The 23,032-nt window shown below is 73.4% G+C and carries 23 protein-coding genes; 17 read left to right on the top strand and 6 right to left on the bottom strand.

The window, feature by feature from the left end; genetic code table 11:
• Positions 1 to 31 precede the first annotated feature (31 nt).
• From ACI6QG_RS04530 to ACI6QG_RS04485, 10 genes are all read left to right on the top strand, one after another.
• Positions 32 to 988, top strand: a complete 957-nt coding sequence (locus ACI6QG_RS04530; protein WP_407023375.1) for a tripartite tricarboxylate transporter substrate binding protein — start codon at positions 32 to 34, stop codon at positions 986 to 988.
• On the top strand, positions 985 to 1,407 hold the full coding sequence (locus ACI6QG_RS04525) for a (2Fe-2S)-binding protein (protein ID WP_407023374.1): 423 nt from the start codon (positions 985 to 987) through the stop codon (positions 1,405 to 1,407). Before ACI6QG_RS04530 ends, ACI6QG_RS04525 begins: the two co-directional genes overlap by 4 nt.
• Positions 1,404 to 3,491 carry a molybdopterin cofactor-binding domain-containing protein gene (locus ACI6QG_RS04520; protein ID WP_407023373.1) on the top strand — a complete coding sequence of 696 codons (2,088 nt, stop codon included), beginning with the start codon at positions 1,404 to 1,406 and terminating at the stop codon, positions 3,489 to 3,491. Before ACI6QG_RS04525 ends, ACI6QG_RS04520 begins: the two co-directional genes overlap by 4 nt.
• Positions 3,479 to 4,423, top strand: coding sequence for a substrate-binding domain-containing protein (locus ACI6QG_RS04515; protein ID WP_407023372.1), 945 nt, complete (start codon positions 3,479 to 3,481; stop codon positions 4,421 to 4,423). The genes ACI6QG_RS04520 and ACI6QG_RS04515 overlap by 13 nt, the downstream gene beginning before the upstream one ends.
• Positions 4,420 to 5,205 (top strand): SDR family oxidoreductase, encoded by a 786-nt coding sequence (locus ACI6QG_RS04510; RefSeq protein ID WP_407023371.1) that lies wholly within the window; start codon positions 4,420 to 4,422, stop codon positions 5,203 to 5,205. The genes ACI6QG_RS04515 and ACI6QG_RS04510 overlap by 4 nt, the downstream gene beginning before the upstream one ends.
• Before the next feature lie 131 nt (positions 5,206 to 5,336).
• On the top strand, positions 5,337 to 6,674 hold the full coding sequence (locus ACI6QG_RS04505) for a CmpA/NrtA family ABC transporter substrate-binding protein (RefSeq protein WP_407023370.1): 1,338 nt from the start codon (positions 5,337 to 5,339) through the stop codon (positions 6,672 to 6,674).
• A complete protein-coding gene (ntrB, locus tag ACI6QG_RS04500) occupies positions 6,674 to 7,528 on the top strand; it encodes a nitrate ABC transporter permease (RefSeq protein WP_407023369.1) in 855 nt (284 codons plus the stop codon). The genes ACI6QG_RS04505 and ntrB overlap by 1 nt, the downstream gene beginning before the upstream one ends.
• Positions 7,529 to 7,610: 82 nt before the next feature.
• Positions 7,611 to 8,447, top strand: a complete 837-nt coding sequence (locus tag ACI6QG_RS04495) for an ABC transporter ATP-binding protein (protein ID WP_407023368.1) — start codon at positions 7,611 to 7,613, stop codon at positions 8,445 to 8,447.
• Complete coding sequence (cynS, locus tag ACI6QG_RS04490) at positions 8,444 to 8,926, top strand: cyanase (protein WP_407023367.1); 483 nt, start codon at positions 8,444 to 8,446, stop codon at positions 8,924 to 8,926. Before ACI6QG_RS04495 ends, cynS begins: the two co-directional genes overlap by 4 nt.
• A gap of 21 nt (positions 8,927 to 8,947) precedes the next feature.
• A complete protein-coding gene (locus tag ACI6QG_RS04485; RefSeq protein WP_407023366.1) occupies positions 8,948 to 9,760 on the top strand; it encodes an aspartate dehydrogenase in 813 nt (270 codons plus the stop codon).
• On the opposite strand, the gene ACI6QG_RS04480 is transcribed toward ACI6QG_RS04485, so the two are convergent.
• Complete coding sequence (locus ACI6QG_RS04480; RefSeq protein ID WP_407023365.1) at positions 9,757 to 10,944, bottom strand: LLM class flavin-dependent oxidoreductase; 1,188 nt, start codon at positions 10,942 to 10,944, stop codon at positions 9,757 to 9,759. The genes ACI6QG_RS04485 and ACI6QG_RS04480 overlap by 4 nt on opposite strands.
• 34 nt (positions 10,945 to 10,978) lie before the next feature.
• Positions 10,979 to 11,851: a DMT family transporter gene (locus tag ACI6QG_RS04475; RefSeq protein WP_407023364.1), complete on the bottom strand. Its 873-nt coding sequence runs from the start codon at positions 11,849 to 11,851 to the stop codon at positions 10,979 to 10,981.
• A 92-nt stretch (positions 11,852 to 11,943) separates the two neighbouring features.
• On the opposite strand from ACI6QG_RS04475, the gene ACI6QG_RS04470 reads away from it, so the two are divergent.
• From ACI6QG_RS04470 to pcaB, 4 genes are read left to right on the top strand one after another with little or no spacing between them, the layout of a single operon-like run.
• A complete protein-coding gene (locus ACI6QG_RS04470; RefSeq protein ID WP_407023363.1) occupies positions 11,944 to 12,981 on the top strand; it encodes a TRAP transporter substrate-binding protein in 1,038 nt (345 codons plus the stop codon).
• Positions 12,982 to 12,985: 4 nt separating this feature from the next.
• A complete protein-coding gene (locus ACI6QG_RS04465; RefSeq protein ID WP_407023362.1) occupies positions 12,986 to 13,447 on the top strand; it encodes a TRAP transporter small permease in 462 nt (153 codons plus the stop codon).
• On the top strand, positions 13,447 to 14,769 hold the full coding sequence (locus tag ACI6QG_RS04460) for a TRAP transporter large permease (RefSeq protein WP_407023361.1): 1,323 nt from the start codon (positions 13,447 to 13,449) through the stop codon (positions 14,767 to 14,769). Before ACI6QG_RS04465 ends, ACI6QG_RS04460 begins: the two co-directional genes overlap by 1 nt.
• An 8-nt stretch (positions 14,770 to 14,777) precedes the next feature.
• Positions 14,778 to 16,124: a 3-carboxy-cis,cis-muconate cycloisomerase gene (gene pcaB, locus ACI6QG_RS04455; RefSeq protein ID WP_407023360.1), complete on the top strand. Its 1,347-nt coding sequence runs from the start codon at positions 14,778 to 14,780 to the stop codon at positions 16,122 to 16,124.
• Here the strand turns inward: pcaB and ACI6QG_RS04450 are convergent.
• Complete coding sequence (locus tag ACI6QG_RS04450) at positions 16,117 to 16,482, bottom strand: cupin domain-containing protein (RefSeq protein ID WP_407023359.1); 366 nt, start codon at positions 16,480 to 16,482, stop codon at positions 16,117 to 16,119. The genes pcaB and ACI6QG_RS04450 overlap by 8 nt on opposite strands.
• Positions 16,483 to 16,547: 65 nt before the next feature.
• On the opposite strand from ACI6QG_RS04450, the gene ACI6QG_RS04445 reads away from it, so the two are divergent.
• Positions 16,548 to 17,582, top strand: a complete 1,035-nt coding sequence (locus ACI6QG_RS04445) for an NAD(P)-dependent oxidoreductase (RefSeq protein ID WP_407023358.1) — start codon at positions 16,548 to 16,550, stop codon at positions 17,580 to 17,582.
• Positions 17,583 to 17,589: 7 nt separating this feature from the next.
• Here the strand turns inward: ACI6QG_RS04445 and ACI6QG_RS04440 are convergent, their stop codons facing one another.
• Entirely contained in the window at positions 17,590 to 18,537 is a 948-nt protein-coding gene (locus ACI6QG_RS04440) for a Bug family tripartite tricarboxylate transporter substrate binding protein (RefSeq protein ID WP_407023357.1), read from the bottom strand.
• Between the two features lie 153 nt (positions 18,538 to 18,690).
• Here ACI6QG_RS04440 and ACI6QG_RS04435 point away from each other — a divergent pair, with 153 nt between their 5' ends.
• Together ACI6QG_RS04435 and cysE are read left to right on the top strand one after the other, a co-directional pair.
• Positions 18,691 to 19,677 (top strand): cysteine synthase A, encoded by a 987-nt coding sequence (locus ACI6QG_RS04435; protein WP_407023356.1) that lies wholly within the window; start codon positions 18,691 to 18,693, stop codon positions 19,675 to 19,677.
• A complete protein-coding gene (gene cysE / locus ACI6QG_RS04430) occupies positions 19,674 to 20,318 on the top strand; it encodes a serine O-acetyltransferase (RefSeq protein WP_407023355.1) in 645 nt (214 codons plus the stop codon). The genes ACI6QG_RS04435 and cysE overlap by 4 nt, the downstream gene beginning before the upstream one ends.
• On the opposite strand, the gene curA is transcribed toward cysE, so the two are convergent.
• Both curA and aroB read right to left on the bottom strand, forming a co-directional pair.
• Positions 20,308 to 21,321: an NADPH-dependent curcumin/dihydrocurcumin reductase gene (curA, locus tag ACI6QG_RS04425; RefSeq protein WP_407023354.1), complete on the bottom strand. Its 1,014-nt coding sequence runs from the start codon at positions 21,319 to 21,321 to the stop codon at positions 20,308 to 20,310. The two genes, cysE and curA, sit on opposite strands and share 11 nt — an antisense overlap.
• The gene (gene aroB, locus ACI6QG_RS04420; protein WP_407023353.1) at positions 21,318 to 23,015 is read right to left on the bottom strand and encodes a 3-dehydroquinate synthase; all 1,698 of its coding nucleotides are present in this window, start codon (positions 23,013 to 23,015) and stop codon (positions 21,318 to 21,320) included. Before aroB ends, curA begins: the two co-directional genes overlap by 4 nt.
• Positions 23,016 to 23,032: the final 17 nt, after the last annotated feature.

Genomic DNA, 23,032 nt, shown 5'->3' with positions numbered 1-23,032 from the left:
TGGCGCCAACGAACACCGAGGAAACCTTTCCATGCAGCGCCGCGCCCTGCTTGCCGCCCCGCTCCTCCTGCCCGGCCTGGCCCGCGCCCAGCCGGCCTGGCCGCAGCGCCCGGTGCGCATCATCGTGCCCTTCGGCCTGGGCGGCAGCGCCGACGTGGCCGCGCGCTTCCTGGGCGAGCCGCTTTCCGCCGCGCTGGGCCAGCCCTTCGTGATCGAGAACCGCCCCGGCGCCGGCGCCACCATCGGCACGGACCAGGTGGCGAAGGCCGCGCCGGACGGCCACACCCTGCTGCTGATGTCCAACACCCACACCGCGAACGAGACGCTGCTGCCCAGCCGCCCCTACGCGCTGCTGCGCGACCTCGTGCCCGTGGCCGCCATCAACATCGCCTACCACGCGCTGGTGGTGCACCCTTCGGTCGAGGCGCGCAGCGTGGCCGAGCTGGTGGCGCTGCTGAAGGCCAGTCCGGGACGCTTCGACTACGCCAGCTCCGGCCCCGGCACGCCCTACCACATCGCCGGCGAGGTGTTCCGCGCCATGGCCGGGGTGGAGGTGCAGCACGTGCCCTTCCGCGGCTCCAACGAGGCGCGCACCGCCGTCATCTCCGGCCAGGTGCCGATCATGTTCGACGCCATCCCGACCATGCGCGAGCAGATCGCCGCCGGCCGCGTGCGCGGCCTGGCCACCACGGGCCCGCAGCGCAACCCGCTGCTGCCCGAGCTGCCTTCGGTGGCCGAGACGCTGCCGGGCTACGAGGCCTCCATCTGGCTCGGCCTGATGGCGCCCACCGGCACGCCGCGCCCGATCGTGGAGCGGCTGAACGCGGAGGTGAACCGCATCCTCAACCTGCCGCAAACGCGCGAGCGCCAGGCGGCGGCGGGCGCGCAGCCCATGCCGATGGGCATCGAGGAGTTCGGCGCCTTCCTGGCCCGCGACGTGGAGCGCCAGCGCGAATGGATCCGCATGGCGCGCATCACCGCCGGATGATCGCCTTCACGTTGAACGGCGCGCCGGCGCAGGCGGAAGGCGGCACCACGCTGCTGCACGCGCTGCGCGGCGAATGCGGGTTGAGCGGCCCGCGCTTCGGCTGCGGCGCCGAGGCCTGCGGCGCCTGCCACGTGCTGCTGGACGGAGAATCGCGTCCGAGTTGCGCGCTGCCGGTGGAGGCCGCGGCCGGGCGCAGCGTGGTGACGGTGGAAGGGCTGGACGGCCGCCTCGCCGCCGCCTTCGCGCGCGAGCAGGCGGGGCAATGCGGCTTCTGCCTCTCCGGCATCCTGGTCAGCGCCGCCGCCCTGCTGGCGCGCGTGCCGCAGCCGGACGAGGACGCTGTGCGCGCGGCCCTGCAGCCGCACCTGTGCCGCTGCGGCGCGCAGAACCGCATGCTGCGCGCGGTGCTGGCCGCATGAACCTGGCCTTCCGCGGCACCGATGACGGGCGGCCCAGGCTGCCCGGCTCGCTGCACGTCAACCGCCGCCTGTCGCAATGGCTGGAGTTCCACGCCGATGGCACGGTGACGATCAAGCCCGGCAAGGTGGAGCTGGGCCAGGGCATCCTCACCGCCTTCCGCCAGATCGCTGCCGACGAACTCGGCGTGGCGCCGGACGCTGTTCGCCTGGCCCCCACCGTCACCGGCGAGAGCCCGGACGAGGCGGTGACATCGGGCTCGCTCTCGGTGCAGGAGGGCGGCATGGCGATCCGCCACGCCTGCGCCGATGCGCGGGCCCTGTTCCTGAGCGTGGCGGAGCAGGCGCATGGCGGGCCGCTGCGGGTGGAGGACGGGCGCTTCGTGGATGCCGCCGGGCGGGCCGTCTCCTCCTACGCCGCGCTGGCGGATCGCGGCCTGCTGGACGCCGAGGCCAGCCCGGATGCCACCCCCCTGCCCGCCGCCGCCCGCCGCCACGCCGGCACCGGCGCGCCCCGGCTGGACCTGCCGGACAAGCTGCGCGGCGCCCCGCGCTTCCTGCACGACATGCGCCTGCGGGGCATGCGCCACGCCCGCATGATCCGCCCGCCGCGGCCCGGAGCGCGGCTGCTGGAGGCGCCGGCCTGGACGCATCAAGAAGGCAGCTTCCTGGCGGTGGTCGCGGACACGGAGCACGAGGCCGAGCGCCTCGCCGCCCGCGCCGTTACCGCCGCGCGCTGGGAGGGCGGCACCGAGTTGCCCGCCGACTGGCCGGCCTGGCTGGAATCCGCCCCCGCCGAGCGCAGCGAGGTCACCCACCACGGCGAGCCGCGCGCGGGCGCGCGGTTGCTGCGGCGCCGCTTCCTGAAGCCCTTCATCGCCCATGGCAGCGTCGGCACCTGCTGCGCCGTCGCGCTGTGGGATGGCGGCACAATGCGCGTGTGGTCGCACACGCAAGGCCCCTACAACCTCCGCACCGACCTGGCGAAGACGCTGCGCCTGCCGCCCGAGGCGGTGGTGGTGCAACACGTGCAGGGCGCCGGCTGCTACGGCCACAACGGCGCCGACGACGTGGCGCTGGACGCGGCCCTGCTCGCCCGCGCCCATCCCGGCACGCCCATCCGCGCCCTGTGGAGCCGCGCCGAGGAACTGGCCTGGTCCCCCCTCTCGCCCGCCATGCGCGTGGAGGTGGAGGCGCAGACGGACGCGGATGGCACCCTGCTCTCCTGGCGGGTCGAGGCGCGCGGCAACGGCCATTCCGGCCGCCCCGGCCGTGCCGAGCACCCTGCCCTGCTGGCCGCGCCCCTGCTGCCGGGCGGCGCGCCGATGCCCGTCGCCATCAACCCTCCCTTGGCCGGCGGCGGCGGCCTCCAGCGCAACCTCGTCCCCGCCTACCGCATCCCGCACCTCGACGCCGCGATGGCGCGCATCACCGAGATGCCCATCCGCGCCTCCGCCCTGCGCGGCCTGGGCGCGCTGGCCAATGTCTGGGCCATCGAAGCCGTGATGGACGAACTCGCGGGCGAGGACCCGCTGGGCTTCCGCCTGCGCCACCTGGACGACCCGCGCGCCGCCGCCGTGCTGCGCCAGGCCGCCGCCATGGCGGGCTTCGAAGGGCGCGCGGCACTGCCGGAGGGCGAAGGCATGGGCCTGGCCTTCGCGCGCTACAAGAACACCGGCGCCTGGTGCGCCGTGGTGGCGCATGTGCGCGCGCAGGAGCGCGTGCGCTGCCTGGCTCTGCACGTCGCCGCCGATCTCGGCGAGGTCATCAACCCCGATGGCGCGCGCAACCAGTTGGAAGGCGGCGCCATCCACGGCACCTCCATCGCCCTGCACGAGGAGGCGCGCTTCGACGCCGAGCGCATCCTGGGCGATACCTGGGACAGCTACCCCGTGCTGCGCTTCGCCGACGTGCCGCGGGTGCACCTGCACCTGGCGCATCGCCCGCAGGACCCGCCGCTGGGCGCCGGCGAACCCTCGGTCGCGCCCACCATCGCCGCCATCGCCAACGCCATCCACGCCGCGCTGGGAATCCGCCCGGACCGGCTGCCCTTCACGCCCGAGAACCTGTCCCGATGCTCCGACTGACCCTCGCCTCCACGCTGACCGACCGCACGCGCCCGCTGCTGGACGGCCGCGTCCGCATCCCCGGCGTGGAGATCCAGCACATCCCCGGCGAGCCGGAGGACATCTTCCGCCGCGCCCTGCGCGACCGCGCCTTCGAGGCGACGGAGCTGTCCATGGGCAGCCACATCACCACCACCGCGCGCGGCGATGCGGCCTATGTCGGCATCCCAGCCTTCCCCTCACGCTCCTTCCGCCATGGTGCGGCGTGGATCCGCACCGACCGCGGCATCACGACGCCGAAGGACCTCGAGGGGCGCACCATCGCCCTGCCGGAATACCAGCAGACCGCGGCGCTGTGGGTGCGCGGCATGCTGCGCGAGCAGCACGGGGTTGACACGCGCAGCATCAAGTGGCGCATCGGCAGCGAGCGCATCGCCATCCAGCTTCCCCCCGGCCATGACGTCGCGCCGCTCGGCATGGCACCCGAGCAGGCGCTGCGCGAGGGCGTGGTGGACGCGCTCATCACCCCGCGCCCGGTGGCGCCGCATCCGCAGGTGGGGCGCCTCTTCCCCGACTGGGTGCGGGCCGAGCAGGACTACCACCGCGCCACCGGCTTCTTCCCCATCATGCACTGCGTGGCGCTGCGCAAGGACGTGGCCGAGGCCCAGCCCTGGCTGCCGGTGGAGCTGTTCCGCGCCTTCGCCGCCGCCCGCCGCCTGGCGCTGGAGGAGCTGCTTTTGACCAACGTGCTGCGCGCCTCCCTGCCCTGGATCGCCGCCGCCTGCGAGGAGCAGACGGCCATCATGGGCGGCGACCCCTGGCCCATTGGCTTCGCCCGCAACCGCGACGAAATCGCCGCCATGACGCGCTACGCGCTGGCGGATGGCCTGGCGGCGCGCGAGGTGCCACCGGAGGAGCTGTTCCACCCCTCCACCCTGGGAGAAGCCGCATGAAGATCACCCTGGACGGGCGCTGCGCCCTGATCACCGGCGGCTCCAAGGGGCTGGGGCTAGCCATGGCGCTGGCCTTCGCGCGCGCCGGCGGCCACGTGGCGCTGGTGGCGCGCGGCGAGGCCGAGCTGGAGGCGGCGCGGGCGCAGGTGCAATCGGCTGCACCTTCCGCCAAGGTCGTCACCATCGCCGCCGACATCCGCACCGCCGAGGGCTGCGCCAGCGCCTTCGAAGGCGCGCAGGCGGCGCTGGGCACGGTGGACATCCTGGTGAACAACGCCGGCACCTCGCAGCGCGGCCCGTTCCTGGATGGCGGCGACGCGCTGTGGCAGGACGACCTGGACCTGAAGCTGATGGCCGCGGTGCGCCTGTGCCGCGCCGCCATCCCCGGCATGCGCGCGCGGAAGTGGGGGCGCATCGTCAACGTGCTGAACATCGGCGCGAAGGCACCGCCGGCGGCCAGCACCCCCACCTCGGTCTCGCGCGCCGCCGGCATGGCGCTGACCAAGGCGCTGAGCCAGGAATTCGCCCCGGACAACATCCTGGTGAACGCCCTGCTGGTCGGCATCATCGAGAGCGACCAGTGGGTGCGCCGCCACGCCGCCGACAAGCGCAACATTTCCTGGGAGCAGTGGAAGGAGGAGCAGGGGCGCGGCGTGCCGCTGGGCCGCATCGGCAAGGCAGAGGAATTCGCCTCCGTGGCGCTGCTGTTGGCCAGCGATGCCGGTGGCTACGTGACCGGCGCGGCGATCAACGTGGACGGTGGACGCAGCCCCGTCGTCTGATTTTTCGGCAACCCGCCTGTCGTTTCGGCACCGTCGGTGCTGGCCGGGGCGGATTGCCCGCCGGATTGCCATTGGCGAGGGGGCCTCTACAGCGCATCTCGGAAGGCGGAACCCTTCCGGGAGAATCGCCCATGGCCCGCCTCTTCGGTCCCGCCGCCTGCGGCTGCCCCGCCCCGCATGAGGGCCTGGCCTGCGCCGCCCCCACCGACGGCACCGCCGCCTTCGGCCAGGCGGTGGACGAGGCCGCGCTGCGCGCCACCTTCCCGCACGCCCCCACCCGCCGGGCAATGATCCGCACCTTCGGCGCCGCCACGCTGCTCGCCGCCATCGCCGACCAGCTGCCGCTGCACATCGCGCGCGAGGCCCTGGCCCAGGGCGCGCCCGCCGCGGCGCCGGAGAAGCGCGACCTGAAGATCGGCTTCATCCCCATCACCTGCGCGACGCCGATCATCATGGCGGACCCGATGGGCTTCTACCGCCGCCACGGGCTGAACGTGGAGGTGATCCGCACCGCCGGCTGGGCCGTCATCCGCGACCGCGCCATCGCCCGCGAATACGACGCCGCGCACATGCTGGCCCCCATGCCCGTCGCCATGTCGCTGGGCGTCGGCGTCGCGCAGCCCATCCCCTGGGCGGTGGCGGCGGTGGAGAACGTGAACGGACAGGCCATCACGCTGGCCAACAAGCACCGCGAGAAGCGCGACCCGAAGGACTGGCGCGGTTTCCGCTTCGCCGTGCCCTTCGACTTCTCCATGCACAACTACCTGCTGCGCGCCTACGTGGCCGAGGCCGGGCTGGACCCCGACCGCGACATCCAGATCCGCTCGGTGCCGCCGCCGGAGATGGTCGCCAACCTGCGCGCCGACAACATCGACGGCTTCCTGGGCCCGGACCCGTTCAACCAGCGCGCGGTGTTCGACGGCATCGGCTTCCTGCACGTGCTGACCAAGGAGATGTGGGACGGCCATCCCTGCTGCGCCTTCGCCGTGCCGCGCTCCATGGTGACGGAGACGCCCAATACCTACGCCGCCCTGCTGCGCGCCATCGTCGAGGCCACCGCCCACAGCAACAACCAAGCCAACCGGCGCGAGGTGGCGGCCGCCATCAGCGGCCCCAACTACCTCAACCAGCCGCAGACGGTGGTGGAGCAGGTGCTGACCGGCACCTTCGCCGATGGGCTCGGCCGGGTGCAGCGCGTGCCCGACCGCATCGGCTTTGACCCCTACCCCTGGCATTCCATGGCGGTGTGGATCCTCTCGCAGATGCGCCGCTGGGGCCAGCTGCAGCGCGAGGTGGACTACCGCGCGGTGGCCGAGCAGACCTTCCTCGCCCTCGATGCCGGCCGCGCCATGCGCGACCTCGGCCTGCCGGTGCCGGCCAGCCCGATGCGCAGCGAACGCATCCTCGGCCGGACCTTCGACCCCGCGAACCCGGACGCCTGGCTGCCCGCCGGCGGCATCCGCCGCTGATGGGGCGCGCGGTCAGCCCCTGGCGCGCGGCGCTGCTGTCGCTGCTGATCCTCGGCCTGTTCCTCGCGGCGTGGGAACTGGCGGTGAAGGGCGGCGGCGCACGCGGCGGCGGCGCGACGCTGGACCCGGAATACGCCGCCCTGCTTGGGCAGGCGGCGGCGCAAGGCGGGCAGACCACCCTGCCCGCCCCTTCCGACATCGGCGCGCGGCTGCTGGAGCTGCTGCGCGACCCCTTCCACCAGCGCGGCACCAACGACCAGGGCATCGGCATCCAGATCGCCTATTCGCTGGCGCGCGTCGGCGCCGGCTTCGGCCTGGCGATGATCGTCGCCATCCCGCTGGGCTTCCTGATCGGCATGTCGCCGCTGCTCAACGCCGCGCTCAACCCGTTCATCCAGGTGCTGCGGCCGGTGTCGCCGCTCGCCTGGATGCCGCTGGCGCTCTACACCATCAAGGACAGCTCGATCAGCGCGGTCTTCGTCATCTTCATCTGCTCGCTCTGGCCCATGTTGCTGAACACGGCCTTCGGCGTCGCGTCGGTGCGGCGCGAATGGCTGAACGTGGCGGCGACGCTGGAGGCGGGGCGGTGGAAGACCGCCATCCGCGTCATCCTGCCCGCCGCCGCGCCCACCATCCTGACGGGAATGCGAATCTCCATCGGCATCGCCTGGCTGGTGATCGTGGCGGCCGAGATGCTCGTGGGCGGCACCGGCATCGGCTACTGGGTGTGGAACCAGTGGAACAACCTGTCCATCGCCGACATCGTCATCGCCATCCTGCTGATCGGCGTGGTGGGGCTGCTGCTGGACCGGCTGCTGGGCTGGGTCGCCGCCCAGGTGGCGTGGGCCGAATGATGGCGCGGGGTTGGCCACTCCCATGGCCGCAAGCGGCCATGGGGCCCGATTTTGGCGGCCGCGCCCCGGCCGGGAGGCCGGCATGATCAGCGTCGAGGGGATCGCCCGCCGCTACCCCGGGCTGACGGTGTTCGAGGACGTGTGGCTCTCCATCGCGCGCGGGGAGTTCGTCTGCCTGGTGGGCCATTCGGGCTGCGGCAAGACCACCATCCTCAACATCCTCGCCGGGCTGGACGCGCCGAGCGAAGGCGTGGTGCTGATGGAGGGCAAGGAGCTGTCCGGCCCCTCGCTGGACCGCGCCGTCATCTTCCAGGGCCACGCGCTGATGCCCTGGCTCTCGGCGCTGGACAACGTCGCCTTCGCCGTGGGCTGCCGCGAGCCCAGGCTGTCGCGCGCCGCGGCGCGGGACCGCGCGCGCGCCGCGCTGGAGAAGGTTGGGCTGGCCCAGGCCGCCGACCGCAAGCCGGCCCAGCTCTCGGGCGGGATGAAGCAGCGCGTCGGCATCGCCCGCGCGCTGGCGGTGGCGCCCAAGCTGCTGCTGATGGACGAGCCGTTCAGCGCGCTCGACGCCCTGACGCGCGGCGCCTTGCAGGAGGAGGTGTCGCGCCTGGTGACGGAGGCCGGGCAGACCGCCTTCATGATCACCCATGACGTGGACGAGGCCATCCTGCTGGCCGACCGCATCCTGCTGATGACCAACGGCCCGCAGGCGCGTATCGCCGAGGTGATCGAGAACACCCTGCCCCGGCCGCGCACCCGCGCCAGCCTGCACCACATGCCGGGCTACCACCCGCTGCGCGACCACATCATGGACTTCCTGGTCACGCGCTCCCGCACCCTCGCCGGGCCGCCGCCGCCCGGCCACGACCCCCGCCGCCCGCCCGTGGTGCGGCCCGCCCTGGAGGAAACCCCCGCATGACCCGTGCCCAGCTCACCGAGAAGATCCTCGACATCAAGCGCGAGAAGGCCTGGAGCTGGCGCTTCATCTGCGACGAGATCGGCGGCCTGTCCGACACCATGATCGTCGGCGCGCTGCTGGGGCAGATGAAGCTGGTGAAGCCGCTGGCCGCCAAGGCCGCCGCGCTGTTCGGCCTTTCCGCCAGCGAGCAGGCGATGCTGAACGAGGTGCCCTATCGCGGCACCGCCATGCCGCCGACCGACCCGCTGATCTACCGCTTCTACGAGATGGTGATGGTCAACGGCCCCGCCTGGAAGGCGCTGATCGAGGAGGAGTTCGGCGACGGCATCATGTCCGCCATCGACTTCGACTTCCATTTCGAGCGCATGGCGCACGAGAAGGGCGACCGCGTGAAGATCGAGATGACCGGCAAGTTCCTGCCCTACAAGTACTACGGCAACGAGCAGGGAATCCCGGCCTACGGCTTCAAGGAGGAGTGACGCCGTGATATCCGGCGGTGCATGAGCGAGACCTTCACCGTCGGAATCGTCGGCCTCGGGGCCATCGGGTTGCAGCTGGCGCGCGCGCTGGATTCGGGCGTGCCGGGCCTCAAGCTGGCCGCGGTGGCGGTGCGCGACCGCGACAAGGCGGTGGCCGCCATGAAGGGCTTCCGCGACCGGCCGCTGGTGCTCGACATCGCCAAGCTGCCGCGCGAATGCGACATCATCGTCGAGGCCGCGCCCGCCGCCGCCTTCAAGGACATCGCCACCACGGCGGTGGAGGCCGGCTGCATCTTCGTGCCGTCCTCCTGCGGCCAACTGCTGTCCCACATGGACCTCGTCGAGCGCGCGAAGGAGACGGGCGCGCGCATCATCGTCCCCACCGGCGCGCTGCTGGGGCTGGACGCGGTGCGGGCCGCCGCCGAGGGCGAGGTGTTCTCCGCCACCATCCGCTCCGCCAAGCCGCCGCGCGGGCTGGAGGGCGCGCCCTTCCTGGCGGAAAACAACCTCGACATGTCGAAGGTGACGGAGCGCACGCGCATCTTCGCCGGCAACGTGCACGAGGCGATCAAGGGCTTCCCGGCCAACGTCAACGTCGCCGCCGCCCTGGCGCTGGCGGGCATCGGGCCGGAGCGCACGCAGGTCGAGGTCTGGGCCGACCCGGTGCTGGACCGCAACACCCACACCATCGTGGTGGACGCCGCCGCCGCGCGCCTGACCATGACCATCGAGAACGTGCCGAGCGAGGCCAACCCCCGCACCGGCAAGATCACCGCCCTGTCCATCCTGGCCTGCCTGCGCGGGCTGACCAGCACCTTGAAGGTCGGCAGCTAGCTCCGCTCGCGCAGCTTCAGGCGGTCGCTCTCCGGCACCGCTTGCCCGGCATCGGTGAAGGCCTGGCGCAGCGCCGCGATGTTGGGTGCGAAGATGCCCTCGCGGTTGGCCACGCACCATTCGCGGCTCTCGCCGGGCATGCGCAGGCTGCCCTGGAAGCGCGGCATCACCCAGCGCGCGAACAGCTCGTAGCTGTTCAGCGTCTGCCGCCGGTCCGCCCATTCGTGGGAGCGGAACAGCACGCCGCCCGCCCCGCCCTCGGTGTAGCCCAGCAGCTTCTCGATGCCCGCGGCCACGGTGGCCGGGCTGCCCACCAGGGTGGTGCCGGCGCGCAGCCCGTCGCCCAGCGGGTCCTCCGTGCGGGTGGGCGGGCGGCCCAGCACCTCGCCGAAGTAGTTCTCCGTCTCCAGCCGCTCGCCCACGCGCACCTGGGCCATGGCGGTGGCGTCGTCCTCCGCCACGTGCAGGTTCACCACCAGCCGCCAGTTCGCGCGGTCCATCGCCTGCCCGTGCTTCGCCGCCTCGGCCTCCGCCAGCCGCCACTGCTCGGCCAGCTTCTGCGGGCCGCCCGGCAGGCCGGCGCCCAGCGAGATCAGCCCAAGCCCGTGCCGCGCCGCCGCCAGCGCGCCGGTCGGCGTGGTGGAGGAGGCGACCGAAACCGGGAAGCGCGGGTGGCTGTAGGGCGCCAGGTGCAGCCGCGCCTCGCGCAGCTCGAACCAGTCGGTCTTCATGGTCACCGGGCCGTCGCAGCGCAGCAGGGCCATGATGGCGGCCAGGGATTCCTCCATCCGCCGCCGCTGGTCCTTCGCCTCGATGCCCATCATCCAGGCGTCGCTCACCAGCGCGCCGGGGCCGCAGCCCAGCATCACCCGGCCGCGCGACATGTGGTCCAGCTGCACGAAGCGCTGCGCCACCAGCAACGGGTGGTGGTAGGGCAGCGACGTCACGCCGCTGCCCAGCCGGATGTGGCGCGTGCGGCCGATGGCGGCGGCGATCATCACCTCCGGGCTGGCGATGGTCTCCCAGCCCGCGGAATGGTGCTCGCCGATCCAGGCCTCGTCGAAGCCCAGCTCGTCCAGGCGCTCCAGCAGCTCCAGGTCGCGGTGCAGCGCGAGCGTCGGGTTGTCCCCCAGGCGGTGGAAGGGGGCGAGGAAGATGCCGAACTTCAGGCCGGCATGGGGCATGGCGGGGTGTTCCCTCGGACGTCCTGCCCGCAGGCTAGCGCCGCAGCACGACCAGCGCGACCCCCAGCGCCGCGACGCCGGTGCCCAGCACCGCCAGGGGCGCCATGGTGGCCCCCAGCACCACCCAGGCGATGCCCGCCGCCACCGGCGGCACCAGGAAGAACACGGTGCTGGCCTTCGCAGCCTCGCCGTGGCGCAGCATCAGGAACAGCAGCGACAGCGACACCAGCGAGTTCACCAGCACCAGGTAGGCCAGGCCGGCGACGAAGCCGCCGGTCCATTCCACCCGCATCTCCTCGGTCAGCGCCGCCAGGGGCAGCGTCGCCGCCAGGCCCACCGCGCACATCACCAGGTTGGCGGGCACTAGGTGGGCGGACACCCCGGCGCGGCGCTCCAGCAGCGCCCCGGCCGCCATCAGCGCGAGCGCGAGCACGGCGAAGCCCACCCCCAGCCAGCCCCCGGCCGCGACGCCGGAGCCCGACGCGATGACCATGCCGGCCCCCAGCACCCCCAGCGCCAGCCCGGCCCAGCCGCGCGGGCCCACCGGAGGGTCGCCGCACACCGCCGGCGCCAGCAGCGCCACCAGCACCGGCTGCAGGCCGATGACCAGCGCCACCGCGCCCGGCCCCATGCCGTGATGCTGCGCCAGGTTCATGGCGGCGAAGTAGCCGAACTGCACCACCAGCCCCATGCGGGCCAGGTGCCCCAGTGCCCGCCGCCCCGGCCAGGGCGGCCGCAGCAGCAGCGCCAGTGGCAGCAGGATGAGGACGACGCAGGCGTAGCGCACCACCTGGATGGTCAGCGCCCCCGCATGCGGCAGGCACAGCGACACCGCCGTGAACCCTCCCGACCACAGCAGCACGAACAGGAACGGCGCGACGGGCAGCCAGGCGGGCTTGGGGGCCATCCGGGCATGCTTCCACCCGTTCCGCTTGAAAGGAAGCCGCCGCCCCCGCCATAAGGGCGGCAATCACGACGTTTCAGGGAGTCGAACATCCAATGACCCACCGCCGGACCCTGCTGCTGGGCGCCTTCGCGGCGCCGGCGCTGATCCGTCCCGCCTCGGCGCAGGAGGTGACGCTGCGGCTGCACCACTTCCTGCCCGCCGTGTCCAACGTGCACCGCCACTTCCTCATGCCCTGGGCGCAGAAGGTGGCCGCGGAATCGCAGAACCGCCTGCGCATCCAGATCTTCCCCTCGCTGCAGCTCGGCGGGGCGCCGCCGCAGCTCTACGACCAGGCGCGCGACGGCGTGGTGGACATCATCTGGACGCTGCCGGGCAACACCCCGGGCCGCTTCCCCTCCATCGAGGTGATCGAGCTGCCCTTCGTGGCGCACAAGCGCGGCAGCGTGAACGCCCGCGTGACGCAGGAGCTGCACGACCAGGCCTTCCGCAACGAGTTCGCCGAGACCCACATCATCACCGCCTGGGCGCATGACGCCGGCGTGATCCATGCCCGGCGCGAGGTCCGCCGCATGGAGGACCTGAACGGCCTCAAGCTGCGCTTCCCCACCCGCCAGGCCGGCGAGGCGCTGCGCGCGCTGGGCGCCGCCCCCGTTGGCCTGCCGGTGCCGCAGGTGCCCGAGGCGATGAGCAGCGGCGTCATCGACGGCGCCGTGGTGCCGTGGGAGGTGGTGCCCTCGATCAGGTTGCAGGAGATGGTGCGCCACCACACCGAGTTCCCCGGCACCCCGACCTTCTACTGCGCCTCCTTCGTGCTGGCGATGAACAAGGCGCGCTACGAGGGGCTGCCGGCCGAGCTGAAGCGCGTGCTGGACGCCAATTCCGGCCAGGTCGCCGCCGCCATGGCCGCCAAGGCCTGGGACGACCAGGGCCCGGTGGTGGAGGAGATGGTGCGCAGGCGGGGCAACCAGATCATCGAACTGCCGGCGGAGGAGGTGCAGCGCTGGCAGCGCACCACCCAGCCGGTGATCGACAACTGGGTGCGCATGATGCGCGAGCGCAACCTCGATGGCGGCGCCCTGCTGGAGCGCGCGCGCGCCCTGGTGGCGCAATACGGCCAGGGCGTTTCCTGAGCCGATGGGCCGCATCGCCAGCCTCGTCGCCCTGGCGGGCGGCGCGGCCCTGCTCGCCGCCGCCAGCCTGACCACCGTCTCCGTCGTGCTGCGCTGGCTGACCAGCCAGCCGGTGAAGGGCGATTTCGAGCTGGTTTCCATCGGCTCCGGCCTCGCCGTGCTGGGCTTCCTGGCCTGGGGCACCCACAAGGGATCCAACATCCTGGTGGACAGCTTCACCACCTGGCTGCCCGCGCGCGTCAACGCCGCGCTGGACGCCTTCTGGTCGCTGGTCTGGGCCGCCGCCGCGCTGCTGATCGCCGAGCGCATGGCGCGCGGGGCGTTGGACACGCTGGCCTCCGGCACGCGCACCATCGGGCTGCTGGCCCTGCCCTACTGGTGGGCGGTGGGCATCGGCGCGCTGTGCTTCGCGCTCACCGGCCTCGCGGCGATCCTCGTCGTGCCCCGACTGCTGAAGGCAAACTGATGGCCCCGGAATTCGTGCTCGCGGCGGCGGGCTTCGCCGCGTTGCTGGGCCTGATCGCGCTGCGCGCGCCCATCGCGCTGGCCATGCTGCTGGTGGGCGCCGCCGGCTACGTCCACATCCTGGATGCCAACGCGCTGTTCAACTACCTCAAGACCACGCCCTACCACCTGTTCGCCAACTACACGCTGTCCGTCATCCCGCTGTTCATCCTGATGGGCGCGCTGGCCGAGCGCGGCGGGCTGGCGCGGGACCTGTTCACGGCGGCGAACGCGCTGATCGGGCGGCGGCCCGGCGGCATGGCGATGGGCGTGATCGGCGCCTGCGCCGCCTTCGGCGCGGTCTGCGGCTCCTCCGTCGCCACCACCGCCACCTTCGGCCGCGCCGCCCTGCCGGAGCTGAAGCGCTACGGCTACGACCCCGGCTTCGCCACCGGCACCATCGCGGTGGGCGGCACGCTGGGCATCCTCATCCCGCCCTCGGTCATCCTGGTGGTCTATGCCATCTCCACCGAGCAGAACATCGCCAAGCTGTTCATGGCCGCCTTCATCCCCGGCCTGCTGGCGGTGGCCTTCTACCTCGCCGTCGTCGCCGTCTGGATGAAGCTGAACCCGGCGCTGGGCCCCGCCACCCCGCCGATGGACCGCGGCGAGAAGCTGCGCGCGCTGCGCAACGTGCTGCCGGTGCTGGGCATCGCCGTGGTGGTGATCGGCGGCATCTACGGCGGCGTGTTCACGCCGACGGAATCCGCCGCCATCGGCTGCATCCTGGTGCTGCTGGTCAGCCTGCTGCGCCGGATGCTGAACGGGGCGGAGGTGCGTGCCGCCCTGCTGGCCACCGCCGAGACCACGGCGATGATCTTCGCCATCCTGCTGGGCGCCGAGGTGTTCAACGCCTTCCTCGCGCTGTCCCAGGCGCCGGACCTGCTGGCGATGTGGGTGACGGAGCAGGGCTTCCCGGCCTACGGCGTGCTGGTGGCGCTGCTGGTGTGCTACATCATCCTCGGCGCGGTGATGGACGAACTCGCGATGATCCTGCTGACGCTGCCGGTGTTCTTTCCCGTCGTCACCGCGCTGGATTTCGGGATGACGACGGAGGAGACGGCGATCTGGTTCGGCATCCTGGTGCTGGTGGTGGTCGGCATCGGCCTCACCGCGCCGCCCATCGGGCTCAACGTCTTCGTCATCTCCTCCATCGCGCGCGAGGTGCCGATCGCGCGCACCTACCGCGGCGTGCTGCCCTACCTGGCGACGGACCTGCTGCGCCTCGCCCTCCTCGTGCTGTTTCCCGCCATCAGCCTGTGGCTGGTGCGCCTCCTGACCTGAGGCCCTCGATGACCGTGAATCCCTCCGACAGCCCCGTCCTGGGCGTCCTCTACGGCACCGACGCCATGCGCGCCGCGATGGGCGAGGCCGCCTTCCTCCAGCGCATGCTGGACGTGGAGGCGGCGCTGGCCCGCGCGCAGTCCCGCCTGGGCATCGTCCCGCCCGAGGCCGCTTCCGCCATCACCGCCGCCGCCGATGCCTCGCGCCTCGACCTGCCGGCGCTGGCGGCGGCCACCCGCAACACCGGCTACCCGGTGGTGGGGCTGGTCAAGCAGCTCACCGCCCTGGCCGGCCCGGAGGCCGGCAAATGGACCCACTGGGGCGCCACCACGCAGGACATCATGGACACCGCGCTGGTGCTGCAGATGCGCCAGGGCCTGGCGCTGGTGCGCGCCGAGCTGATCGCGGTCAACTCCGCGCTCGCCGCCATGGCGCGCACCCACCGCGACACGCTGATGGCCGGCCGCACCCACCTGCAGCACGCCCTTCCCACCACCTTCGGCTGCAAGGTCGCCGTCTGGCTCTCGCCGCTGCTGACCATGGTGGAGCGGCTGGACCAGCTGCGCCCGCGCGTGGAGCGCCTGCAGTTCGGCGGCGCCGCCGGCACCCTGGCTTCCCTGGGCGACCGCGGCCTGCTGGTGGCGGAGGAGCTGGGGCGCGAGCTGGGCCTCGCGGTGCCGGACGCGCCCTGGCACGTCTCGCGCGACGGCATCGCCGAGGCGGTGAACCTGCTGGGCCTGGTCTGCGGCTCGCTGTCCAAGATGGCCACCGACATCATCCTGCTGATGCAGACCGAGGTGGCGGAGGTGAACGAGCCGCACGTGGCCGGGCGCGGCGGCAGCAGCACCATGCCGCAGAAGCGCAACCCGATCTCCTGCGAATACGTCATCGCCCAGGCGCGCGGCGTGCACGCGCTGGTGCCGCAGGTGCTGGCCGCCATGGCCCAGGACCAGGAGCGCGGCACCGGCCCCTGGCAGGCCGAGCCGCTGGCGGTCGGCCAGGCCTTCAACCTGGCGCATGGCGCGCTGGCCCAGGCGCGCTTCCTGGCCGAGGGGCTGCAGGTGGACGCCGCGCGGATGCGCCGCAACCTGGACGGCACCGGCGGCCTGATCGCCGCCGAGCAGGTGATGATGGGCCTGGCCCCGGTGCTGGGCCGCGGCGAGGCGCACCACGTGGTCAACCACGCCTGCGACCGCGCCCTGGCCGAGGGCATCCCCCTGTCCGAGGCGCTGCTGCGCGAGCCGGAGGTGACGGCCCGCGTCACCCGCGCCGAGGTGCTGGCGCTGTGCGACCCGGCCAGCTACCTGGGCAGCGCCGGCGCCTTCGTGGACCGCGTGCTCGCGCGCCTCAGCTGAAGCCCCGGCCTGCCTTGCGATAGGCCTCGCGCGGGGGCGCGAAGATGTCCAGCACGGTGCAGCCCTCGGGGCCGGCGCGCATGGTGTGCGGCACGCCGCCCGGGGTGCGCCAGAAATCGCCTTTGCCCACGGCGATCTCCTCGCCGCCCTGGATGCGCACGGCGCTGCCTTCCAGCAGCACGCCCCATTGCTCCTCCGGGTGGTCGTGCAGCCTGCCCTCGCCGCCGGGCGCGATGGTCACGACGGAAAGCATGGCGTGCTCGCCGGGAAAGATGCGCGTGGTCACGCCCGGCGCCAACTCGCGGAACAGGCCCTGCGAGGCGTCGAACAGGTGGTGGAACTCGTCCTTCTGGCTCATGGCGTCTCCCCTTGCCGGGCGCAGGGTTGCGCGGGGCGTGGGGGCGCGCAAGGCTCCGCCGGGTGATGACGCCCCTCCGCATCGGCCATGTCGGCCCGCCGCCGCACCCCAGCTTCGCCGCCACCGTCGCGCAGGACCCGCTGCTGGAGCGGGTGGAGATCCCCCTCGACGCGCCGCTGGAGGCGCAGCTGGAGGCGCTGGCGTCCTGCGACGCCTATTACTGCATGGCCGCGCGCGACGAGCTGCCGCCGCCGCTGCACGTGCACGACGCGCTGCTGGCGCGCCTGCCGCGGCTGCTGATGGCGGCCTCCTACGGCGCCGGCTACGACGCGCTGGACCCTGCCGCCTGCACGCGCGCGGCGGTGGTGCTGGTGAACCAGGCCGGCGGCAATGCCCGCGGCGTGGCGGAGCACGCGGTGGCCATGATGCTGGCCTGCCTGAAGCGCATCCCCGAATCGCACGCGCGGATGCGGGCCGGCACGGCGCGCGACCGCACCGACCAGATGGGCCGCGAGCTGTCGGGGCGCACCGTGGGGCTGGTGGGCTGCGGGCACATCGGCACGCTGGTGTCCGCCATGCTGCGCGCCGCCTTCGGCTGCCGCATCCTGGCCTGCGACCCGGCGCTGGACGCCGCCGCCCTGGCCGCGCGCGGCGCCGGGAAGGTGGTGCTGGAGGAGCTGCTGGAGCGCAGCGACGTGGTCAGCCTGCATTGCCCGCTGGCGCCCGACACCCGCGGCATGCTGGGCGCGGCGGAATTCGCGCGGATGCGTCCGGGCGCGGTGTTCGTCACCACCGCGCGCGGCTCCATCCACGACGAGGCGGCGCTGTTGGCGGCGCTGGACTCCGGGCACCTGGCCGGGGCCGGGCTGGACGTGTGGCAACTGGAGCCGCCGCCGCCGGACCACCCGCTGCTGCACCACCCCAAGGTGGTGGCCAGCCAGCACATCGCCGGCGTGACGCAGGAAAGCCGCTCCAACATCACCCGCATCGCCGCGCTGGCCTTCTCCGACCTCGCGGCCGGCCGGCTGCCGCCGCGCATCGTCAACCCGGACGCCCTGCCCGCCTTCGAGGCGCGGTGGCGGGCGCGCCTGTCGCGCTAGGCGTGGCCTAGCTGGGCTGCATGCCGGTGCGCTGCACCACCGGGGCCCAGCGTTCGTAGTCGGCGCGCATCCGGGCGCCCAGCGCCTCCGGCGGGGCGTCCACCGGCTCGATGCCCAGGGCGCGCAGGCGCTCGGCCACCTCCGGGTTGCGCAGCACCTCGCCCACCGCGGCGTTGACGCGCGCGATCACCGCCGGGTCGGTGCCCTTCGGCGCCACCAGCCCGTGCCAGCCGGCGGCGGCGATGCCCGACAGCCCGGCCTCGGCCAGGGTCGGCACGTCCGGCAGGGCCTGGGTGCGGGCGGGGGTGGACACGGCCAGCCCCTTCAGGCGGCCGCCGCGCACGTGCTCGGTCACCGCGCCGATGTTGATCATCACGCCTTGCAGGGTGCCGCCCAGCAGGTCGTTCACCGCCAGCGCGCCGCCACGGTAGGGGGCGTGGGTCCAGCTGGTTTCCGTGGCCTGCTGGATGACCTCGATGAGCAGGTGGGACAGCTGGCCATTGCCCGGCGTGCCGACCGCCACGGGGCGGCGGCGAGACAATTCCACGAATTCGGCGAGGGTATTGGCGGCGAAATCCGCCCGCACGACCAGGATCTGCGGCACCGACGTCACCTGCGCCACCGGCACCAGGTCGGCCAGGGGATCGAAGGTGAGGCGGGGGAACAGCGCCTTGTTGATGGACAGGCTGTCGGCGCCGGCCACCAGGGTCAGCCCCTCCGTCCGGGCGCGGGCGCCGGCCTCGTAGCCGATGTTGGAGGCGCCGCCGGGCAGGTTCTCCACCAGGATGGAGGTGCCCAGCGCCGGACCCAGGTGCCGCGCCACCAGACGCGCCACCACGTCCTGCGAGCCGCCGGGGGCGACCGGCACGATGAGCCGGATCGGGCGGTCATACTGCGCCAGCGCCGGCAGCGGCAGCAGGGCGGCGGAAGCGGCGAGCAAGGAACGGCGGTTCATCGGAACACCCCATGAAGCACGATGTTGTCGCGTGTTATATGGCGGATTGCGCGCTTCAGCAACGTAGAAACACCTGCGTGCGCCGCACCCCCCTCTGCGATTTCCGCGGGACGGGGATTTCACGGCGGCGCGCGGGTCCATAGATTGCGCGGCATGACCATCGCTCCCGGCCTGCTCGGCGCCATCGGCAACACCCCCCTCATCCGGCTGGAGCGCGCCTCGGCCGCCACCGGCTGCGAGATTCTCGGCAAGGCGGAGTTCATGAACCCCGGCGGCAGCGTGAAGGACCGCGCGGCGCTGGCCATCATCCAGGCCGCGGAAGCGCGGGGCGAGCTGCGGCCCGGCGGCACCATCGTCGAGGGCACCGCCGGCAACACCGGCATCGGCCTGACGCTGGTGGGCAATGCGCGCGGCTACCGCTGCGTCATCGTGATGCCGGAGACCCAGAGCCAGGAGAAGATCGACTTCCTGCGCATGATCGGCGCCGAGCTGCGCCTGGTGCCGGCCAAGCCGTTCCGCGACCCGGGCAACTACGTCCACGTGTCGCGCCGGCTGGCCGAGGAGCAGGGCTGGTTCTGGGCCAACCAGTTCGACAACCTGGACAACCGCGAGGGCCACCGCGCCACCACGGGGCCGGAGATCATCGCCCAGGCCGGCGGGCGGCTCGACGCCTTCACCTGTGCCTGCGGCACGGGCGGCACGCTGGCCGGCGTCGCCATGGCGCTGAAGGCGCACGACCCCGCCACCCGCGTGGTGCTGGCCGACCCGCTGGGCAGCGCCCTGTACGCCTGGCGCAAGACCGGCGAGCCGGTGATGAGCGAGGGCACCTCCGTCGCCGAGGGCATCGGCCAGTCCCGCGTGCCGGCGAACCTGGAGGGCGCGCCGATCGACGACGCCATCCAGGTGACGGATGCCGAGGCGCTGGAACAGGTGTTCGACCTGACCCAGCACGAGGGGCTGTGCGTGGGCGGCAGCGCCGGCATCAACGTGGCGGCGGCGGTGAAGCTGGCCCGCGCCATGGGCCCGGGCCACCGCATCGCCACCGTGCTGTGCGACGGCGGGGCGCGCTACCAGTCCAAGCTGTTCAACCCGGAATTCCTGCGCGGCAAGGGCCTGCCCGTGCCACCCTGGCTGGCATGAGCGCACCCGAGTTCATCGAGCTGGCCCGCGCCATCCGCGCGCGCGACCCGGCCCGGCCGGGCTGGGGGGAGGTCATCCTCTCCTACCCCGGCTACCACGCCGTGCTGTGGCACCGGTTGGCGCACCGGCTGTGGCGCTGGCGGCTGCGCACGCTGGGGCGCTTCGTTTCCCACCTGGGCCGCATGCTGACCGGCATCGAGATCCATCCCGGCGCCACCATCGGCCGCCGACTGTTCATCGATCACGGCATGGGCGTGGTGATCGGCGAGACGGCGGAAATCGGCGACGACGTGCTGATCTACCACGGCGTCACCCTGGGCGGGCTGTCGCTGAAGCCCGGCAAGCGCCACCCCACGGTGCGCGACGGCGCAGTGATCGGCGCCGGGGCGGCGGTGCTGGGGCCCATCACCGTGGGCCGCGGCGCCCGGGTGGGCGCGCATTCCGTGGCGGTGGACCCGGTGCCGGACGGGGTGACGGTGGTGGGCATCCCCGCCCGCTGCCCGCCCGGCCAGTGCGAGGACGAGCGCACCGTCGGCTACGGCATCGCCGAGAGCAAGCCCGACCCGGTGGGCGAGCGGCTGGAGGCGATGGAAGCCGAGATCCGCGCCCTGCGGCAGGAGCTGGCGCGCGTCAGACCTTGACCACCAGCTTGCCGAAATTCTCCCCGCGCAGCAGGCCGATGAAGGCGCGCGGGGCCTTCTCCAGCCCCTCCACCACGTCCTCCCGCCACTTCAACTTGCCGGCGCGGATCATGCCGTCCATCTCGGCCAGGAACTGCCCGTAGCGCGGCCAGCCGGTGTCGAACACGATGAAGCCCTGGATGCGCAGCCGCTTGCGCACCACCGCGCCCAGGTTGGGCCCCGCCGCGGCGCCCGAGGTGTCGGCCCCCGGGGCAGTGTTGTACTGCGCGATCATCCCGCACATCACCATGCGGCCGAAGTCGCGGAAGCGCGGGAAGACGGCGGCCTGCACCGCGCCGCCCACATTCTCCCAGTACACGTCCACCCCGTCCGGGCAGGCGGCGTCCAGCTGGGCGCCGAGGTCGCCGCGGTGGTCCAGGCAGGCGTCGAAGCCCAGCTCCTCCACCGCGAAGCGGCACTTGGCCGGCCCGCCGGCGATGCCCACCACCCGGGCGCCGCGCGCCTTGGCGATTTGCCCCACCACCTGGCCCACCGCGCCGGTGGCGGCGCTGACCACCACGGTCTCGCCCGGCTTGGGCTGGCCGATGTCCTCCAGCCCCACCCAGGCGGTCAGCCCCGGCATGCCCAGCACGCCGGTATAGGCCGAAAGCGGGGCGATGCCGGTGTCCAGCTTGCGCAGCGCCTCGCCGGGCACCACGCAGTACTGCTGCCAGCCCTTGCCGCCCGCCACCAGGTCGCCCACCGCGAAGCGCGGGTCGTTGGAGGCGGCGACCTCGCCCACCGTGGCGCCCTCCATCACCTCGCCCAGCTCGACCGACTTGGCGTAGCTCTTGGCGTCGCTCATCCGCCCGCGCATGTAGGGGTCCAGCGAGAGGAAGTGCGCGCGCACCAGCACCTCGCCCGGGCCGGGCGCGGGGATGGGCGTGCGCACCACCTCGAAGTCGGCCTCCACGGGCTCGCCCACCGGGCGGCGGCGCAGCAGGACCTGGGTGTTCTCGCTCATGGGGTGGCTCCCTCCTCCTCCAGCAGCCGGCGCACCGCGTCCTCGGGCACGTCATCGGCGGTGAAGCATTGGCCCGGGCCGCGCAGCAGCACGAAGCGCATCCGGCCGTCCCGCGCCTTCTTGTCGGCCTTCATGCGGCCGAGCAGCGCCTCGGCGGCGAAGGGGCGCGGCAGGTCGGCCAGGCGCACGCGCATGCCCAGCTCGCGGAAGTGCTCGCGCACGCGGCCGGGCATCTCCTGGCTGCACAGGCCCAGCCGCGCCGAAAGCTCCGTCGCCAGCCCGAGGCCGATCGCCACCGCCTCGCCATGCAGCAGGGTGGCGCCGTAGCCGCACTCGGCCTCCAGCGCGTGGCCGAAGGTGTGGCCCAGGTTCAGCAGGGCGCGGCCGCCCTCCGCCTTGGTCTCGAACTCGTCCTCGGCCACCACGGCGGCCTTGAGGCGGCAGGATTCGCGCACCGCCACCGCCAGCGCCGCGCCGTCGCCGGCCATGGCGGCGGGGCCGTGCTCCTCGCACCACTCCCACATCTCGCCTTGCAGCAGGCCGTGCTTGGCCACCTCGCCCCAGCCGGCCTGCAGCTCGCGCGGCGGCAGGGTGCGCAGGGCGCCCGTGTCGGCCAGCACCAGCCTCGGCTGGTGGAAGGCGCCGACCAGGTTCTTGCCGTGGCGGGTGTTGAGCCCGGTCTTGCCCCCCACCGAGCTGTCCACCTGCGCCAGCAGGGTGGTCGGGCACTGCACCAGCGGCAGGCCGCGCAGCACGGAGGCCGCGGCGAAGCCCGCGAGGTCCCCCACCACGCCGCCGCCCAGGGCGATGACGACCGTGCGCCGGTCGGGGCGGGCGTCCAGGATGGCCTCCACCGTGCGGGCGTATTCGGCCATGCACTTGGCGCCCTCGCCGGACGGCAGCACCACCTCGGCGGCCAGGGCGATGCCGGTCTCGGCCAGGCTGGCGCGCAGGGTGGGCAGGTGGTGCGCCGCCACGTGGCGGTCGGTCACCACCACGGCGCGGCGGCCGTCCAGGCGCTGGGCGATCTCCGCCCCCGCCCGGGCCAGCAGCCCCTCGCCGATCAGGATGTCGTAGGCGCCGCGCGCCAGCTCCACCCGCACGCCGTCCGGGGCGCGGTGGGCCAGGATGGCCTCGGCCACCTTGCGGGTGGTGGCTTCCGCGCTCTCGTCCGGGCAGGCGATGGTCAGGTCCGCCTCGGCGTAGAGGGGGTGGCGGGCAGTCATCAGCCGCTCCAGCACCTCGCGCGGGTCGGCGTTGCGGAACAGCGGGCGGTTGTCGCGGTTGGCGACGCGGCGCAGCAGCACCCGGGCCGGGCACTTCAGCCACACGGTCAGCGCGCCGGCCTGGCGCAGCGCCGCGCGGGTGCGGGCATCGGCGTAGGCGCCGCCGCCGGTGGCCAGGATGATGGGCTCCCGGCCCGTGACCAGGCGGGCGATGACGCGGCGCTCACCCTCGCGGAAATGCGCCTCGCCGTAGCGGGAGAAGATCTCGTGGATGGGGATGCCGGCGGCCTGCTCGATCTCGGTGTCGGCGTCCAGGAAGCGCATGTTCCAGCGCGCGGCCAGCCGGCGGCCGATGGAGGACTTGCCGGCGCCCGGCATGCCGACCAGCACGACGGAGCGGCCCGGCCCCGCCGGCGTGGCGGCGGCGGCGGGCATGGCGGGGTCCTGGGGGGCGAGGTTGCGCGACACGATGCCCTTCGCTAGCA

Origin of the sequence: Sabulicella flocculans, assembly GCF_045449635.1 — a bacterium.
GTDB lineage: Bacteria > Pseudomonadota > Alphaproteobacteria > Acetobacterales > Acetobacteraceae > Roseococcus.
This window is presented reverse-complemented; position numbering and strand designations above follow the sequence as displayed.